General features: G+C 40.7%; 15 protein-coding genes and 1 riboswitch. All 15 genes read left to right on the top strand.

Annotated features, from left to right (window positions below):
• The first annotated feature begins 2 nt into the window (after positions 1-2).
• The 15 genes from gabT (at position 3) to ilvN (ending at position 18826) form a co-directional block, all read left to right on the top strand.
• Positions 3-1358, top strand: coding sequence for a 4-aminobutyrate--2-oxoglutarate transaminase (gene gabT, locus X953_RS14055; RefSeq protein WP_040956157.1), 1356 nt, complete (start codon positions 3-5; stop codon positions 1356-1358).
• Positions 1359-1386: 28 nt separating this feature from the next.
• Entirely contained in the window at positions 1387-2832 is a 1446-nt protein-coding gene (locus X953_RS14050; protein ID WP_084715699.1) for an NAD-dependent succinate-semialdehyde dehydrogenase, read from the top strand.
• Between the two features lie 21 nt (positions 2833-2853).
• Positions 2854-3237, top strand: coding sequence for a Rid family hydrolase (locus tag X953_RS14045; RefSeq protein WP_040956156.1), 384 nt, complete (start codon positions 2854-2856; stop codon positions 3235-3237).
• A 62-nt stretch (positions 3238-3299) separates the two neighbouring features.
• Positions 3300-4496: a M20 family metallopeptidase gene (locus X953_RS14040; protein WP_084715698.1), complete on the top strand. Its 1197-nt coding sequence runs from the start codon at positions 3300-3302 to the stop codon at positions 4494-4496.
• Between the two features lie 65 nt (positions 4497-4561).
• Positions 4562-5560: a pyridoxal-phosphate dependent enzyme gene (locus X953_RS14035; RefSeq protein WP_040956155.1), complete on the top strand. Its 999-nt coding sequence runs from the start codon at positions 4562-4564 to the stop codon at positions 5558-5560.
• Between the two features lie 20 nt (positions 5561-5580).
• Positions 5581-6411 (top strand): D-amino-acid transaminase, encoded by an 831-nt coding sequence (gene dat, locus X953_RS14030; RefSeq protein WP_040956154.1) that lies wholly within the window; start codon positions 5581-5583, stop codon positions 6409-6411.
• Positions 6412-6468: 57 nt separating this feature from the next.
• Entirely contained in the window at positions 6469-7602 is a 1134-nt protein-coding gene (gene alr, locus X953_RS14025) for an alanine racemase (protein ID WP_040957125.1), read from the top strand.
• Between the two features lie 25 nt (positions 7603-7627).
• Positions 7628-8020 carry a hypothetical protein gene (locus X953_RS20260; RefSeq protein WP_232217694.1) on the top strand — a complete coding sequence of 131 codons (393 nt, stop codon included), beginning with the start codon at positions 7628-7630 and terminating at the stop codon, positions 8018-8020.
• A 62-nt stretch (positions 8021-8082) separates the two neighbouring features.
• A complete protein-coding gene (locus X953_RS14020) occupies positions 8083-9177 on the top strand; it encodes a Na+/H+ antiporter NhaC family protein (RefSeq protein WP_232217692.1) in 1095 nt (364 codons plus the stop codon).
• Positions 9178-9205: 28 nt separating this feature from the next.
• A complete protein-coding gene (locus X953_RS14015) occupies positions 9206-10285 on the top strand; it encodes a tartrate dehydrogenase (protein ID WP_040956153.1) in 1080 nt (359 codons plus the stop codon).
• 61 nt (positions 10286-10346) lie between these two features.
• A riboswitch (Lysine riboswitch) is annotated at positions 10347-10521 on the top strand.
• A 511-nt stretch (positions 10522-11032) separates the two neighbouring features.
• Positions 11033-12631: an amidohydrolase gene (locus tag X953_RS14010; RefSeq protein ID WP_040956152.1), complete on the top strand. Its 1599-nt coding sequence runs from the start codon at positions 11033-11035 to the stop codon at positions 12629-12631.
• Positions 12632-12856: 225 nt separating this feature from the next.
• The gene (locus X953_RS14005; protein WP_040956151.1) at positions 12857-13825 is read left to right on the top strand and encodes a bile acid:sodium symporter family protein; all 969 of its coding nucleotides are present in this window, start codon (positions 12857-12859) and stop codon (positions 13823-13825) included.
• A gap of 265 nt (positions 13826-14090) precedes the next feature.
• A complete protein-coding gene (gene ilvD, locus X953_RS14000) occupies positions 14091-15776 on the top strand; it encodes a dihydroxy-acid dehydratase (protein ID WP_040956150.1) in 1686 nt (561 codons plus the stop codon).
• Between the two features lie 813 nt (positions 15777-16589).
• Positions 16590-18311 (top strand): biosynthetic-type acetolactate synthase large subunit, encoded by a 1722-nt coding sequence (gene ilvB, locus X953_RS13995; protein ID WP_040956149.1) that lies wholly within the window; start codon positions 16590-16592, stop codon positions 18309-18311.
• Positions 18308-18826, top strand: a complete 519-nt coding sequence (ilvN, locus tag X953_RS13990) for an acetolactate synthase small subunit (RefSeq protein ID WP_040956148.1) — start codon at positions 18308-18310, stop codon at positions 18824-18826. The genes ilvB and ilvN overlap by 4 nt, the downstream gene beginning before the upstream one ends.
• The last annotated feature ends 2 nt before the right edge of the window (positions 18827-18828 follow it).

Here is an 18828-nt window from a genome sequence, read left to right as displayed (position 1 = left end):
ATATGGCAAGAAGATTTGCGAATGTGATAACAGAATTACCTGGTCCAAAGGCGAAAGAGCTACTTCAACGAAGATTGGATATCGTACCTGATGGTGTAAGTTATGGAATACCGTCATTTGTTAAAACAGCAAAAGGAGCCATGCTGGAGGATGTAGACGGAAATAGCTTTATCGATTTTGCAGGGGCAATTGGAACAATTAATGCAGGACATTGTCATGACACGGTGGTCACTGCATTGCATGAACAAGTGGATAGTTATATTCACACCGGATTTAATGTGATGATGTATGACCCTTATATTGAATTTGCTGAGAAAATAGCCAGACTGGCCCCAGGTGATTTTGATAAGAAAGTAATGTTCCTGAATAGTGGAGCAGAAGCTGTAGAAAACGCAATAAAAATTGCCCGGAAATTTACGAATCGTCAGGCCGTTGTATCATTTTCAGGTGGATTTCATGGAAGAACATTATTGGCGATGTCATTAACCGGGAAGGTAAAGCCATATAAATATGAATATGGGCCATTTGCGCCGGAAATCTACCATGCTCCTTTTCCTTATGCATATCGGCGCCCCGAGTCAATGAGTTTAGAAGCGTATACAACGTATCTGCTTGACCAATTGAAAGATTTCTTTATTAGTGAAGTAGATGCAAGCCAGGTTGCTGCCTTTATCATGGAACCAATACAGGGCGAAAGCGGATTTATTATTCCTGATCAGGCATTTGTAAAGGGGGTTTATGAATTATGCAAGCAGCATGGGATACTATTTATCGCAGATGAAATTCAGACAGGATTCGGGCGGACTGGAAAATATTTTGCTATGGAGCATTACGGAGTGGAACCAGATTTGATTACTATATCGAAATCGATGGCTGCAGGACTGCCGATTAGTGGGGTGGTTGGAAGAAAGAATATAATGGATCATGCCAAATCCGGAGAACTGGGAGGGACTTATTGTGGCAGCCCGCTCGGCTGCAAAGCAGGGATCGCTGTATTGGACGTCATGGAAAAGGAGAATTTAAACGAGCGTGCAGTCGAAATAGGAAATAAAGTAATGAAAAAATTTGAACAGTTATATAAAAACCATGAAGTTATTGGCGACTACCGTGGACTCGGTGCGATGTGTGCCTTGGAGTTCGTAGAGGATCGAGAAAGTAAGAAACCAGACGGAAATATTACCGGTAAGGTACTAAAGGAAGCACAAAATCGAGGATTGATTGCATTGAAAGCAGGGTTCTACGATAATGTTGTACGTCTGTTAATGCCACTCGTCATTACGGATGAACAGTTGGAGGAAGGTCTGGATATATTAGAAGCGGCTATTAAAGCAACTGTCAACGAAGCCGTACAAAATTAATATTAGAAATATAGGAGGGATTATGCCAATGGCAGGAGTAGACAAAATAAAGGCATGTATGCATATCGATGGAGAATGGATCGGAGAAGAACTCGACTCAAAAAATGTTATAAATCCTGCAAATGGAGAAACCGTTGGAAGCTTTCCAATTGGTGGAGAAAAAGAAACACAGATGGCAATTGATGCGGCGCATCGAGCTTTTGAAACATGGTCACAGACTACAGCTTATGAACGAGCTGGTTATCTTAAAAAGCTACATCACCTTATGTTGGAAAATCAGGAGGAATTAGCCCAAACGATGACCTTGGAAATGGGGAAGCCCATTAATGAGTCAAGAGGTGAAGTGGTTTATGCAGCTACATTTATTGAATGGTTTGCAGAGGAGGGCAAGCGCGTATATGGGGAAACCATTCCTTCTCACGTAGAAGCTAAGCGTTTACAGGTATGGAAGAAACCAGTTGGTGTTGTCGCAGCAATAACACCTTGGAATTTTCCGGCAGCCATGCTGACAAGGAAGATGGGTCCAGCTCTGGCAGCAGGCTGTACGGTTATTATGAAGCCTTCTGGTGAAAGCCCTCTAACTGCAGTAAAACTAATGGAGCTATGTGAAGAAGCAGGTTTTCCGAAGGGTGTCGTTAATCTGGTGACAGGTTCTTCTTCAAAAATAACGAAAACGTTAATGGAAGATGAACGTGTTCGAAAAATAACCTTCACTGGCTCTACTGAGGTTGGTAAAATTCTAATTAGACAAAGTGCTGATCAAGTAAAACGCTTATCACTGGAACTTGGCGGTCATGCACCAATGGTCGTACTTGATGATGCGGATATAGATAAAGCGGTCAAAGGTTTGATGGCATCCAAATTCAGAAATGCGGGGCAAACCTGTATTTGTGCAAATCGAATATACGTGCATGCCGGAATATATGAAGCATTTATTGAAAGTTTTGCTGAACAAGTAAGGCAACTAAAGGTAGGGGATGGGATGGACGAATCAGTTGCGGTAGGTCCTTTAATAAATCAGTCAGGTCTTGAGAAGGTTTCCCATCACGTGAAAGATGCAGTTGCTAAAGGTGCCACGGTGGTAACAGGAGGCGAATCGCTTGATTCAAATAATGGAGTATTCTATAAACCTACCGTTATAAAGGATGTAGACGCTTCGATGGTGGTAATGCAAGAAGAAACATTTGGCCCTGTCGCCCCTATACAAAAAATTTATTCAGATGAAGAAGCAGTCAAGTTGGCAAATAGCACTCCATATGGGTTGGCTGCCTATATTTTCACAGAAAGCATGGCGCGAGGAACGAAACTTATTGAAAAATTAAATTTTGGTATTGTTGGCTGGAATGACGGAGCCCCGTCAGCTGCTCAAGTTCCTTTTGGGGGCATGAAAGAAAGTGGAATTGGTAGGGAAGGCGGCCATGAAGGTATGGATGCCTTTGTTGAATCTCAGTACGTCTCCATTGGCATGGAATAAGGGGGAAGGAGAGAGTGTGTGATGAAAGAACAGATCTATTCGGAACATGCCCCTCGTCCAACAGGTCCATACTCACAAGGGGTAAAGCTTGGTGATTTCATTTTTGTTTCCGGTCAGGATGGCTATCTGCCGAATGGTAGCCTGAAAGGTAACACAGTTGCAGAGCAGACCGAGGCTGCACTTACGAATATAAAAAATATTTTAATGGAAAAAGGGGCCGGTCTAGAAAATATTGTTCATATGACCTGTCATTTATCTGAGCTAACTGAAAAAAATGTAAAAGAATTTAATAAAGTATATGAATTATTCTTTGAAACTATTGCAGTAAAGCCAGCCCGAATAACGGTTGGCAGCCAGCTACTGTGTGTAAAAGTAGAGATCACGGCGATAGCTTGTATGGTATGAATTTGAGAAGAAGGGAGCATGGTTTGTTTGCTCTCTTCTTTAATACATAGAGGGGGAGGTTATTGAGCATAGAAAGTCAAAAACTGGTTAAGGAAGCGCATAATCTAAAACAAAGTCTGGTTGAATGGCGTAGGCAGCTTCATATGTATCCTGAACTTAGTTTTCAGGAATGGAAAACTTCTCGTTATGTAGCTGACTTGTTAAGAAAGGTGCCTGGTTTAGTTGTAGAGGAAGGCATCGGTTACCCTACAGCAATTGTTGGCACATTGACCTCAGGTAAAGGACCAGCAATTGCTATTCGTGCGGATATGGATGCATTGCCTATCAGGGAAGAGAACAACACGGATTATAAATCCAAACATGAAGGAGTAATGCATGCTTGTGGGCATGATGCTCACACGGCTATTTGTTTGGGGGCAGCTCATTTACTTGGTGAACATTTTTCCAAGGGGGAATGCCAAGGAACGGTTAAATTTCTATTTCAGCCTGCAGAAGAAAAGGCTGATAAAAAAGGATTAACAGGAGCCCCTTATATGATAAATGGAGGGGCACTTGCTGGAGTGGACGCAGTGATTGCTCTGCATATGAGCCCCGAAGAATCACTTGGCGAAGTTAAAGTGCATGACGGATATAGTATGGCTAATGTGGATGTGTTCGAAGCGATTGTTAGAGGTACTGGGGGACACGGAGCTTACCCCCACCTAGGAACAGATCCATTTTGGATGCTTACTCCAGTATTACAGGTACTGTATGGCATACCAAGTCGAAGGGTATCTCCCTTAGATGCAGCGGTCATCAGTATTGGTTCTATTCACAGTGGGAGTGCCAGTAATGTCATTCCATCACAAGTAAATGTCAAAGGGACGATTCGGAGTTATCAACCAAAAGTGAGAAAGCAGTTACATGAAGAAGTGCAAAAAGCTTTTGCTATGGTGGAGACATTAGGAGGAAGTGCGGAAGTAACTATTTCAGGCGAGGATCCTGCTCTAAAGAACGATCCGAAGATTAATAGGTTGGTGAGGTCAGCTATTAATAAACTTTATCCGGATTTTACGATTAAATATGAACCTTTTGGATTAGGTGGGGAGGATTTTGCTCACATGACTAAACACATTCCCGGGGCTATGTTTTTCCTCGGATGTGCGGTTGGCGACAATCAAAATCGCGATTTGCATACGCCATCTTTTGATATTGATGAAAATGTCTTACCTGTGGGTACGGCAATCTTATCAGAAACCGTGAGAGATTTTTTGAGTTAGACAATTTGCAAATAAGGTAAAAACCTCTCAGTTAGCAGGATCGAATTGTCAGGAGGTGTGCACTGGTGGATGAAAATTCTGTAACACTCCGTGATATATGGAAGGCCAAAAGGCGAATAGCCCCTTATGTGCAGCAGTCTCCCTTAATTTTTTCAGAGAGACTGTCAGAAGTTTCGAATCGTGCTATCTATCTTAAACTGGAAAATCTGCATGCTTCCGGTTCTTTTAAAATAAGGGGTGCTACGAATAAGATTTTGTCGTTAACAGAGGAAGAGAGGAAGCGAGGTGTCACTACCTTTTCGACCGGGAATTTTGGAGTGAGTGTTGCTATGATAGCGAAGCAGCTAGATATCCCAGTAACTGTCTGTATTTCCGGGCGCGTACCGCAAACCAAGGTATCTGCACTTCAACGGTCTGGTGCCAAACTGGAAGTATATGGACAATCACAGGATGATGCGGCAGAGAGGTGTGAACAACTAAGTAAATCAAAAGGATTGACTGTTTTGCACCCATTTGATGATTCAGAAGTGATTGCAGGACAAGGGACAATTGGTTTAGAAGTTATCGAGGAACTACCAGAAGTGGATACAATTATTGGTGGTCTGTCTGGTGGTGGATTGCACTCTGGAGTTGGAGTTACCATGAAAACGATTGACCCAACAATGAATGTTATTGGGCTGTCACCAAAAAGGAGTGCAGCAATGTATGAGAGTATTAAAGCAGGCAAACCACTTCTGGTCGAAGAGCAGGATACGTATGCTGACAGTCTCCTTGGTGGTATCGGCTTAAATAATCAATTCACATTTTCCTTAGTCCAAAAATATGTTGATGACATTATTCTGCTGGAGGAAGAAGATATAGCGACCGGGATGCATTTTATGCTTATACACCATCGCATGGCTATTGAAGGAGCTGCAGCCTGTGGTATTGGTGCAATCATAAACAAAAAGGTCAAATTGGGTTCACATAATGTCATTATTATTAGTGGTAACAGTGTAGGTTCAGAGGTATTATTCGATATCTTGCAGGCCCATCATTCTTGTTCTGAAAAACTTGGAAAGTAATAAAGTTTGGAGGTTTGAAAATGAGCAAAATTTTATTTAACGACCAAATCATAGCACGTGAGCGTCGCATTGATATAGAAGATAGGGGCTATCAATTTGGTGATGGCATTTATGAAGTGATTGGAGTCTATGATGGAAAGCCTTTTCTCCTAGAAGAGCATTTGTTAAGACTGAAGCGAAGTGCGGAGGAGGTTCATCTGCAGCTTCCTACACAAATAGAAAAGATAAAGGAAAAATTGGAAGAGCTTGTTCGTGTCAATGGGCTTATGGAAGGCATTATTTATTTGCAAATCTCTCGTGGAACTGCTGCCAGATGGCATGAATTTCCATCCGCTGAAGTATCCCCGGTAATGGTGGCTTATACGAGAGCGGAGCAGCGAATGAGTAATGTGGAAGACGAGGGAGCTACAGCTACATTAACAGAAGATATTCGTTGGTTGCGATGTGATATAAAGACATTAAATTTACTCCCAAATGTGCTGGCAAAACAAAAAGCTGTGGAGCAAAACGCCATTGAAGCAATCCTTCATCGAGGAGAAACAGTTACAGAAGCGAGTGCTTCGAATGTGTTTATCGTAAGAGACGGAGAAGTCTATACACATCCAGCCGATAACTTTATTTTAAATGGAATCACAAGACAAAAGGTCCTTCAATTGTGTAATAAGCTTAATATCCCCATAAATGAAAAGCCATTTAACATCAAGGAAATGCTTCAAGCTGAAGAAGTATTTATTACAGCTACAAAATTAGATATTGTCCCCATTTTAAAAGTAGATCAACATACGATAGCATCAGGTAATCCCGGTCATATAACCAAGAAAATTCTCCATGAATTCCGCAAACTTTATTAAAAACAAGTAAAAAGCAGTTCTTAAAAATCTATAAGTAGCAAGGAGGAGGCGTTATTGTTGCAGCAAACATTGGTTTACCATCATCCCACAATTGCTGAGATAAGTATGTCAGCTTTTCGCGAGAATATTTGTAAACTAAAGAAACATGCTCCTCAAGCCAGTATGCTTGCTGTCATCAAAACAAATGCATATGGCCATGGTGTTGTACCTATGGGAGTAGCAGCTGTTGCTTCTGGTGCTGAACGTCTTGGGGTAACTACTGTGGAAGAAGGGGTTTTGCTTCGGGAGCATGGCCTCTTGGTTCCGATCCATATTCTTAGTTCTATTATACCAGAGCAAGCTGCAGTCTCCGTAGCTTATGATTTAACCATCTCTATATCCTCCATAGCAATAGCAAAACGATTAAGTGATGAAGCGATAAATCAAGCCAAAATCGCAACTGTCCACTTAAAGGTAGATACCGGGTTACATCGATTTGGTGTTGAACCCAATCAGATTATTTCCTTTTGTGAAACAACATACCATCTTCCAGGTCTGAAATGGGAAGGGATATATACACATTTTTCCAGTGCAGATGAAGGTGATTGGAAGCAAACTGAAAAAGAATTCTCTCTTTTTCAGAAGACAGTAATACAGCTCGAACAAAGTGGATATCATTTCCCTTTTCAGCATGCTGGGGGTTCCACTATCACATTGGAAAGAAAGGATATGCATTTGGATATGGTAAGGCCAGGTGTCGCCTTGTTTGGTTATACACCTGCCATACGACAAGAGAAAAAACTTTCATTAAAGCCTGTAATGACTTTGAAATCTCGTCTGTTACAATTGCGGGAAATTCCTCCTGGTACTCCGGTTGGCTATAGTGGAAGTTATGTTAGTAGTTCTGTAGAAAAAATAGGCGTTGTGCCAATTGGCCACGGAGATGGTTATAAAAGAGCATTATCTAATAAAGGTGAAATGCTGGTACGGGGAAAAAGAGCCAAGATCATAGGGACGATTTCACTTGATCAGACACTTATTAATGTGACGAACATTTATGGTGTGGAAGAAGGGGACCAGGTTGTCTTGCTTGGTGAGCAAGGGAGGGAGAAAATTGGAGCAAGAGAAATTGCTAAGTGGGCAGATAGCAATATTGATGAAGTGCTTGCCAGTTTGACTGAACGAATTCCAAGGAAATATACGGAAAACTAATACGGAAAAGAATGGGGGAAAGAGAATGGATTTTTTATCTGTAATCCCGCCTATTGTAGCAGTAGTCTTGGCGATTTTGACTAAACGTGTATTATTTTCTTTATTCATTAGTATTTGGGTAGGAGGCTTGATTTTCGCTGGTGGCAATCCGTTTGAAGCAGTTGGTGTTACATTTACTTGGATGAAAGATGTAATGGTCGATCCATGGAATGCACGCTTTCTCGTCATGACAGCATTACTTGGGACAGGTGCTGCTTTTATGTTTAAAACAGGTGGATCTGAGGGTCTTATTCGGCTTTTGGAGAAAAAACTAACAACGAAAAAAAGAGTATTGTTTTTACCATACATCTTAGGAATTATTGTTTTTTTAATGATTACGTCAATTCGGTTATTGTCGGTAATGCCTCAAAGGATATAACCGCAAAACATAAGGTTTCCCGTGAAAAGCTTTCCTATATTCTTGATTCAACAGCTGCACCTATGGCAACAATTGGGCCAGTTTCAGATTGGATTGGTTTTCAGGTTTCTTTAATTGCTGCAGCGGTAGCTAGTGCAAGCATCGTAGGCGTCGAACCTTATTTTGCTTTCTTACAATCTATTCCATGGAATTTTTATGCTATTCTTTGCTTGCTCGCTGTTCCAATGATTATCATGGGTAAAGACTTTGGTCCAATGGCAAAAGCAGAGAGGAGAGCAGAGAAAACAGGAAAACTAATACCGGACGGCTCCACCCCATTATCATCTGTGGAACAGGACTTGGGTGAGCCACATAAAAAAGATGGTAGTGTGTGGAACTTTGTTTTACCTCTTGTAACCCTTATAAGTGTAAGTGTATGGGGTCTATGGTATTCAGGTGGAGGAGCTGAAGGGAAATCCATGATGGATGCCCTTGCAGACACAGACGTTTCAGTAGCCTTGACTTGGGGCGCCTTTGCCATGACATTTGTTGGAATTATTCTCGCTCTAATCCAAGGGATGGGCCTGAAGAAATGTGAAGATACGCTATTAGGTGGCATACGAACAATGCTACCTGCTCTTGTTATTATTGTCCTGGCTTGGTCTATTGGTACGGTTACATCCGAACTTGGCACAGCTGAGTTTGTAGTGACTGCAACGCAAGGCTGGATGTCTGCTGCTTTATTGCCGTTTCTTGTATTTGTTATTGGTATGTTTATATCTTTTGCCACAGGGACCTCCTGGGGGACGATGTCTATTCTGACACCATTGGCCGTTCCGCTTGCCTATACATTGGGAGACGTTGACTTGATTCCAATTGTAGTTGGTGCCATATTTGCAGGTGCTATTTTTGGAGATCATGTCTCACCGATATCTGATACAACAGTAATGGCTTCCATTTTTGCTGGTTCAGACCATATTGCACATGTAAACACACAGATTCCCTATGCACTAGTCCCAGCAGGAATTGCGGGCATATTATACTTGTCTTATACCATTATTGGGAGCAGTATCGTATTGTTACTTGTTGGAGTTGTCGCACAGTTTTTCCTCCTACGCTATCTTGGAAACCGAGAAGAAAAGAAATTGAATCAGGCAGAAGAGAAATTGGGTGCGTAATTTACAAAAATAAATTCAGGAGGAGATTATGAAAAAAATAAACATAGCGCTAATCCCAGGGGATGGTATTGGACCAGAAGTAGTTGAGCAGGGAGTAAAAGTTTTGCAGGCAATAGAGAAAATGGATCAAAAGCTTTCCTTCACGTTTGAAACATTCCCATGGGGGTGTGAATATTATCTTGATAATGGCATCATGATGGATGCAAATGGTATTGACTTACTAAAAAAATTTGATGCTATATATTTGGGAGCGGTTGGCTATCCTGGAGTGCCTGACCATATATCTTTATGGGATCTGCTTTTAAAGATTCGTAAATCCTTTGATCAGTACGTAAATCTTAGACCGGTTACCTTGCTGCACCCAAGCTTCACACCATTAAAAAAGAGAAGTGAAGAGGATATTGATATGCTTGTAATTAGGGAAAATAGTGAGGGAGAATATGCTGGAGCAGGAGAATGGCTATATAGAGGAAGGCCAGAAGAAGTAGTTTTACAAACAGGTGTTTTCTCCCGAAAAGGAACAGAGAGAATTATTCGTTATGCATATGAAGAAGCGAGAAAGTCACGACGTACACTAACAAGTATTAGTAAAGCGAATGCACTGAATTATTCTATGGTATTCTGGGATGAAGTATTTGAAGAAGTAGGTAAAGAATATCCGGATGTAACTACATTCTCTTATTTAGTTGATGCTGCCAGCCTTTACTTTGTATCAGACCCGGGGAGATTTGAAGTTGTCGTGACAAGCAACCTATTCGGAGATATATTAACAGATATCGGAGCTGCTATTACGGGTGGATTGGGATTAGCGACAGGGGCTAATATTAATCCGGAAAGAAATTTCCCTTCCATGTTTGAGCCAGTCCACGGGTCTGCGCCTGATATTGCCGGTCAGGGAATTGCTAACCCGCTTGCAGCAATATGGTCGGTTAGTCAAATGATGGATTTTTTTGAAGAAAAAGAATGGGGAGAAAGAATTCTTGCAACAATCAGCTCCATTATTTTGGAAACGGATAATCTTACCCCTGATTTAGGGGGGAAGGCGACAACAGATGAAGTTGGCGACAGGTTTATTGAATTACTATCAAGCAATGTGACTAAGTTTTAGCTTGCAACCACTCCCTATGTTTAGTATAGTGGCAACAACTAAATTAATTAAAAATAGTAATCGATGAGGTAGAGGTGCAGATAATAAGAGTAATCAGCAGGAGAATGACATCTAGGATTGTTGATAAAAGGATTATTTGCCGAAGCATAAGAAGTGTCACCTTTTTATCGCTGGTATGTTTTTGAAAAAGAAGTATACTGTCATACATGGGAAGTGTATGGAGCACTGCTGATCGAGGAAAGACGTGTGGATGCCTCATATGTATCTACTATTAATCATAAAATAACATGTAACCTTTCCTCCATCCAGACTCCTGCACTCCCACTTATATGGGAGTGTTTTTATTTAAAAATAGAATTGAGCTGTATTATATTATATGTGACGAACGCGTCCAAGCTGGGATTGCGAGGACGCCCTATTCAGGTATGACGGACATTGGTAGGCGGAAAACGCGGTTGAATGTCTATCATAAGCGGTATGACGGACATTGATGCAGGGAAAACGTGATTGAATGTCTATCATAAGCGGTATGACAGACATTGGGCTCAGGAAAACGCGGTTGAATGTCTATCATAAGAGTGATGACAGCCATTGAACCCCTGAAAATGCCCGAGAACCTCTTTCATACCACTTTTAAAAAATTACTGTCACATCGATTCAACATTTACACTAAACTTTTTATAGAAAAGTAGCATTTACTTTAATAGTAATTCACTATATTTGTTCATCGTAAAAAGGAGGTTTCACATGAAAAGATTGTTTATTAATGGGAGGATATATACATTTGATCCAACAAGGCCTGTAGCAGAATCTGTCCTTATTGAGGATGATTACTTTATGGATATAGGTGCTACAACTGAATTGCATACCCGCTGGGGAGATTCCATAGATGTAGTTGATTTAAAAGGCAAAACAGTAACCCCTGGTCTTATTGACAGCCACCTTCATCTGTCCCTGATTGCTAATAGCTTCCTGGAACTTGATTTAACTGGTGTTACATCCAAATCCGACATGCTGGAGAAAATCAAACATAAAGTGAATTCCCTTCAACCAGGAGAGTGGCTACTGGGAAGTGGCTGGGACGAAAATCTGTTTGAAGATGGGAGTTTTCCCTCTATTCAAGAATTAGATTCGGTGGCACCCCAACACCCTGTATTTCTATCACGGGTTTGTTTGCATGCTGCTTTAGTTAACAGTAAGGCTCTGGAAATTTGCCAATATCAACAAGGAATTCAAGTGCCCGAGGGAGGAGAAATTGTTTTAGACCCAGTATCCTATGAACCGACCGGCCTTCTATTAGAAACAGCATCCGAGTTAATCAAGAAGCATATTCCAGAAAAGTCCTATGATCAATTGAAAGATGCAATGAGAAAAGCCATGGAGTACGCAATCAGCTTAGGGATAACGAGTGTACATACAAATGATCCCTTCTATTTGGGAGGATTGCAACAAACTTATCAAATTTATGATGAACTTTTAAATAAAGAACATATTGGTTTACGATGTAATCTATTAATCAATCATGAATTTATAGATGATATTAGAAGACAGGGAATGTATGCAGGTTATGGGAACGATACATTAAAAATTGGCGCCATAAAAATCTTTGCAGATGGAGCATTTGGAAGAAGAACCGCACTATTATCTGAGGCATATACGGATGCACCAGATGAATTTGGAAATGCTATTTTTGAACAACCGACACTCTATGAAATTGTGCGAAAGGCCAGGGAACTATCCATGCCGATTGCTGTTCACGTCATAGGTGACCAAGCATTGGAAAATGTCCTTGATGTCCTTGATCAATTTCCGGCTGCAGCCTATCGTGACCGACTTATTCATGTTCAAGTAGTACGAGAAGAGTTAATCAGTCGATTAGCAGTTCCTACTAGAATTGCGGATATACAACCGCGGTTTCTAGTAGGAGATTTCCCTTGGGTAGAAGAAAGACTTGGAGAAAAAAGGATGAAATTAGCCTATGCTTGGAAAACGCTAATTCAATCTGGCATCATTTGTGCAGGTGGGTCTGACTCGCCAGTAGAGCCGCTGAATCCTCTTTTGGGAATACATGCGGCTGTAAAACGGCGAGCACCAGGTGAGAAACATAACGGATGGTATGAGCAGGAAAAATTGACGATGGTAGAGGCATTCCGGTTATTTACCGAGATGGGAGCATATCCAACGAACGAGGAAACGATTAAAGGAACGATTTCGAGAGGAAAACTTGCAGATATGGTGGTATTTTCAAAAGATCCATTTGAAATGGAAAACCCCGATGAATTGCTGGAAACAGAAGTAGAAATGACGATTATTGGCGGAGAAGTGAAGTATATAAAAAAGGATTAAAGATCTATGCTCTGAAAACCTGTCAGGAAGTTCCTGGCGGGTTTTTTGATATACATGTCAAAGCTAGCACAATGATATATCCTATTGCTCCATACGCCTAATAACGAAACGTGAAATTAATTAAAATAATTAGACTTTTCATTATCTTCTTCTTCCTTTTTTTGAAACCATGTGATAGAATCATCAATTATTAAAAACAGTCTGATTTTATGAGGAGGAAAAGTTTTGAAACTATTAGAGAAAGTTAGTAGTTTAGCAGGGAATACATTTGCAATCTGGGTAATCCTGTTTGGGGTCCTGGCATTTATATTTCCAACGGGTTTTACATGGATTGCCCCCCATATTGCCTTGTTACTAGGGGTAATTATGTTTGGAATGGGGTTAACCCTTTCTCTCCAAGATTTTAAAGGAGTTATTCAGGCTCCTAAAGCAGTACTCGTAGCAGTAGCCGCGCAATATACCATTATGCCATTACTAGCCTATGGACTGGCGAACTTATTTCAATTGCCTCCGGAGATAGCAGTCGGAGTAATCCTCGTTGGTTGCTGTCCAGGTGGAACAGCATCAAACGTAATGACTTTTCTGGCAAAGGGAAACACGGCATTATCTGTTTCTGTAACTGCTGTATCAACATTGCTTGCTCCGTTATTGACCCCTGCATTAACTTTACTTTTTGCAAGTCAATGGCTTCCAGTGTCAGCAGGTAATATGTTTATGTCTATTGTTAAGATAGTGCTCATTCCAATCGTACTAGGTATTATTATTCGTTTATTATTCAGTAAGCAAGTAGACAAAACAATTGGTGTTCTTCCATTGGTTTCCGTTATCGGTATCGTAGCTGTAGCTTCTGCAGTAGTAGCCGTAAATAAGGATTCCATCGTTACAACAGGATTATTGATCTTCACGGTCGTCGTTCTGCATAATCTTTTAGGTCTATTTTTAGGATATTTGTTGGCAAAAGCCTTCCGCTTTAATTTAGCAGACAAAAAGGCTATGTCTATTGAAGTTGGTATGCAAAATTCCGGACTTGGATCCGCGTTGGCTTTAGCGCATTTCGCGCCAATCGCTGCAGTACCAAGTGCTCTTTTCAGTGTGTGGCATAATATTTCAGGACCGATTTTAGCTACATGGTGGAGCAAGCAAAGTGAAGAAAATACAATTAATCCTAATAATCGTACAAAAAATATTAGCTGATAGTTAATTTATTTTGTGTTGTAAAAGAATGGATAAATACGTGACGTTTTTAACTTAGTAATATCCGGCATGTCTCTTGTAGAGGGGCATGTTACTTGTTTCTCTAAAAAAGTTATTGCAATTAATCAAAATAGGTACTGAAATTCTTTTAGTGGCAAGGGTTTATATAAAATTGGAATAAATTTATTATTTTCCACTAGAATAAATACATTGAAGTATTAGAAAATTAGTCATATAATTATTCGAAAGAAAGGGAGGCTATATGATGGAAAAAGATTTACGTATAAAAAGTAAGGTGTTCAGTGAAGGTTCCATGAAAGCACCTAATAGAGCGATGTTGCGCGCTGTAGGCGTTACTGATGAGGATTTTAAAAAGCCGATGATCGGAGTTGCAAGTACATGGAGTGAGGTAACGCCATGTAATATACATATTGATGATTTAGCTATACAAGCAAAAGAAGGCGCAAGAGAAGCTGGAGGTGTTCCTTTAATTTTTAATACCATCACCGTTTCTGACGGTATCTCTATGGGGACACAAGGTATGCGTTATTCCCTGCCAAGTCGTGATGTGATTGCTGACTCTATTGAAACCGTAGTTGGTGCAGAAAATTTGGATGGATTAGTAGCAATTGGTGCTTGTGATAAAAATATTCCTGGCTGTGCAATTGCAATTGCTAATGCCGGAGTGCCTTCTGTATTTGTGTATGGCGGAACAATCGCCCCAGGGAAACATCGTGGCAAAGACATTGATATTGTTTCTGTTTTTGAAGGTGTGGGAAAGCACAATAATGGCGATATCGATGATGAAGAGTTACGTTCCATCGAGTGTCATGCATGTCCAGGTGCAGGTGCATGTGGGGGGATGTACACAGCAAATACAATGGCATCTGCGATGGAAGCCATGGGGATGAGTTTGCCTGGAAGTTCGTCTAACCCAGCAGAAACCACAGAAAAAGCTCAAGATTGTGCCAAAGCTGGCGAAGCGGTCTATCATTTACTCGAAAAAGGAATTTATCCGAAAGATATTATGACAAAAGAAGCCTTTGAGAATGCAATAACCGTAGTTATGGCATTAGGTGGGTCTACAAATGCTATTTTACATTTATTATCTATCGCTCATGCGATTGAAGTAGATTTAACGATCGATGATTTTAATAGAATTCAAGAAAAAACACCACACTTGGCTGATCTTAAGCCAAGCGGGAAATATGTCATGCAGGACCTTCACCGTGTAGGCGGTGTTCAGGCTGTCATGAAACTTCTCCATGAAGCGGGCTATTTACATGGGGACTGTATTACGGTTACAGGGAAAACGGTAGCTGAAAACTTAGCAGAGGCACCATCTTTAAAAGAGGGACAAGATGTTATTATGCCTTTTGATAAGCCGAAACGTGCAGATGGTCCACTAATTGTATTAAAAGGGAACTTAGCACCAAGTGGAGGAGTTGCAAAGGTCTCCGGTGTTAAAGTAAGTCATCATACAGGGCCTGCACGTGTTTTTGATACAGAAAAAGAGGCGACAACGGCAGTGATGGACAACCAGATTAACGAAGGGGATGTTCTTGTCATTCGGTATGTAGGTCCTAAAGGTGGACCAGGGATGCCGGAAATGCTCTCCATTTCAGCAATACTTGTTGGAAAAGGACTTGGTGAAAAGGTTGCCCTGTTAACAGATGGCAGATTCTCAGGTGGTACCCACGGATTGGTTGTTGGTCATATTGCCCCAGAAGCCCAATCTGGAGGCCCCATCGCGTTTTTGAAAGAAGGTGACATGGTCACAATCGATTCAAATAAAAAAGAAATTTCCTTTGAGGTTACCGAAGAGGAATTGGAAAGCCGCAGAAAAGAATGGTCTGCACCTCCATTGTATAAAAAAGGTATATTAGGTAAATATGCACACAATGTGTCCTGTTCTTCAAAAGGAGCAGTGACAGATTTTCTTGGTGAATAACGTAAACAAAACCCTGGTTTCTATATTAGATTCCAGGGTTTTATTTGTGTTTAAATACTTTATTAACTTAGTGAATCTGTTGTAGGTTAACTAACTATCCTGAAAAGTTATGAAAGAATAACAACTGTCATTTTCTTATTTTGAGAAAAGATGAATAACCATTCATTCTGCTTTATGAACTTAAACTAATTTTGTAATGTTTTCGTAATAATTTTTCTGTTTATCTATGCGTAAACAATGTAAACGCATTCAAATTAAATGACTTATCAAAAGTATCAAAAAACTTTAAAAATACTGTTGACTCTTTCGGAAAAACGTTATATGATTATCGGCAATATCAAATATTCAAATAATAACGAATAGAGATAAATTAATAATAACTACGTGAGGCAAAATAAAATACAAAGAACTCGATGACGGGAAAAAAGGAACATGTTACATGTATTTACAGAGATCTGGGGTTGCTGGAAGCCCAGAAATACATATTGTTCCGACATCATCTCTGAGTGCCAGACTGAAAGGTATTTTCTTATTAGGTCTGGTCAGGTGCAGCTTTATTGTACCTGTTATCAATAAAGGCTGTAATTATAGCCTTACGAGGTAGTATTCGAGAGGATGCTACAAACCTGGGTGGTACCGTGAAAAGAAGGACTCTTTTCTCCCCAATAGCTCTGCAGACATATGCGGATTTATAGGGGGAGGGAAGGGTCCTTTTTGATTTTCTTCTTTAAAAGCAATAGTAAAACATCGTTTGTTCCAGGAATGGGAGAGCGAGTTTGAATAATTATTTATTATTAAGGGAGGTATGTAGTAGTGAAAGTTGAAGCAAAGCATGAGGCAGAAAGTACAGAACAAATGAGGACCGGGGCTGATTTATTCATTCAGACTTTGGTGGATGCGGAAGTAGACACACTTTTCGGTTATCCAGGAGGTGCTGTATTACCAATCTACGATGCGTTATACCGCAGTAATGCTCCATTTGACCATGTACTTTCACGTCATGAGCAAGGTTCCATCCATGCAGCAGAGGGATATGCACGCGTGACTGGTAAGGCGGGAGTAGTATTAGCAACATCTGGCCCAGGGGCAACAAATCTGATTACTGGTATTACAGATGCCATGATGGATTCTATTCCGCTCGTTATTTTTACAGGCCAGGTTGCTAGCGGAGTCATCGGCACAGATGCATTTCAAGAATCCGATGTGATGGGAATCACCACTCCAATCACCAAATACAACTATCAAGTGAAACAGGTATCTGAGTTACCGCGGATCGTGAATGAAGCTTTTCACATAGCTACTACAGGACGGCCCGGTCCAGTAGTTGTAGATATACCAAAAAATGTATCTGCAGAGCTTACTGGAACTGAGTTCAGTAAAGACTTTAATTTACCGGGATATCAGCCGAACAAGAAGCCAAATCCGCTGCAAATTGTTAAATTAGCAGACGCGCTCAGTAGAGCCAAGAAGCCACTTTTGCTTGCTGGTGCAGGCGTCGTATTTGCAAAAGCGACTGAAGAACTAAAAGAGTTTGCTGAAAAGTATCAAATCCCAGTTACCAATACACTATTAGGACTTGGCAGCTTCCCTGGGACTCACCCACTGCATTTGGGGATGGCGGGAATGCATGGTACCTATACAGCTAATACAGCACTCTATGAATGCGACTTGCTTATTAATATTGGTGCAAGATTTGATGACAGACTTACAGGTAACTTGGAACACTTTGCACCACATGCAAAAGTGGCTCATATTGATATCGATCCTGCTGAGATCGGAAAAAATGTACCAACTGAAATTCCGGTAGTGGCAGATGCAAAAGAAGCATTGCAAGCATTATTGCAAAGTGTTGTGGAGCTGCCTGACCACGAGGTATGGAAGGAAACTATAAAATTGAATAAAGCTGAATTTCCGTTGTGGTATGAAAAGCCAAAGCAGAAGTTGTCACCTCAATGGTTGATAAAGCAAGTATACGAGCAATCAAAAGGAGATGCGATCATAACTACAGATGTTGGGCAGCATCAAATGTGGGCAGCACAGTTTTATACTTTTGATAAGCCAAACCGTTGGGTTACATCTGGTGGACTTGGAACCATGGGTTTTGGTTTTCCGGCAGCAATTGGGGCCCAATTAGGAGCTCCAGAGGACCTGGTAGTATCCATTGTCGGTGATGGCGGATTTCAGATGACTCTTCAAGAATTATCAATACTGAAAGAGAGAAACCTTCCAGTCAAGATTATTATCGTAAATAACGAAGCACTTGGAATGGTGAGGCAATGGCAGGAAAGCTTTTATGAGGAACGTTATTCTGAATCACTGCTGACAATGAACCCGGATTTTGTGAAACTCGCAGAAAGCTATGGAATCCGTGGTATGCGTATTGAACAGGAAGAGGAAGTTATTCCGATGTTACAGGATATCTTTTCTTATAATGGCCCAGTAGTAGTAGATTGTCGTGTTGACCAGAAAACATGTGTATATCCAATGATAGCTCCTGGGAAAGGGATCCACGAAATGATAGGGGTGAAGAAATGAAACGGATCATTGTAGCCGCAGTCCAAGATAGAAGTGGTGTATTAAACCGGATTACAGGAATGCTGCAGAAACGGCAATTTAACATTGACAGCATTTCAGTTGGAAGTTCAGAAACAGAGGGTGTCTCCAAAATGACTTTTGTAGTTGATGTAGGAGATCACCAAAAGCTGGAACAGCTAACAAAGCAATTGAATAAACAAATTGATGTTCTGAAAGTTTCCGATATTACTGATAAAGCAATTGTAGCAAGAGAACTGGCATTAATTAAGGTTGGAGGAAGTGGTCAATTACGATCAGAGATTCAAGGAATAATCACCCCATTCCGTGCCTCCATCATTGATGTAAGCAAAGATAGTCTCACAATTCAAGTGACTGGGAAGCCAGATAAAGTGGAGGCACTAATTTCATTATTAAAACCATATGGTATTAAAGAATTAACTAAAACAGGCGTAACTGCATTTTTACGAGGGCAGCAGCCACAACAGGTAACAGAGCTTAATTCACATTTAATATAAAC

The organism is Virgibacillus sp. SK37 (assembly GCF_000725285.1).
Lineage (GTDB): Bacteria > Bacillota > Bacilli > Bacillales > Amphibacillaceae > Virgibacillus_Q.
Note: the sequence above shows the minus strand (reverse complement) of the source record. Positions and strands in the feature narration are given on the sequence as shown.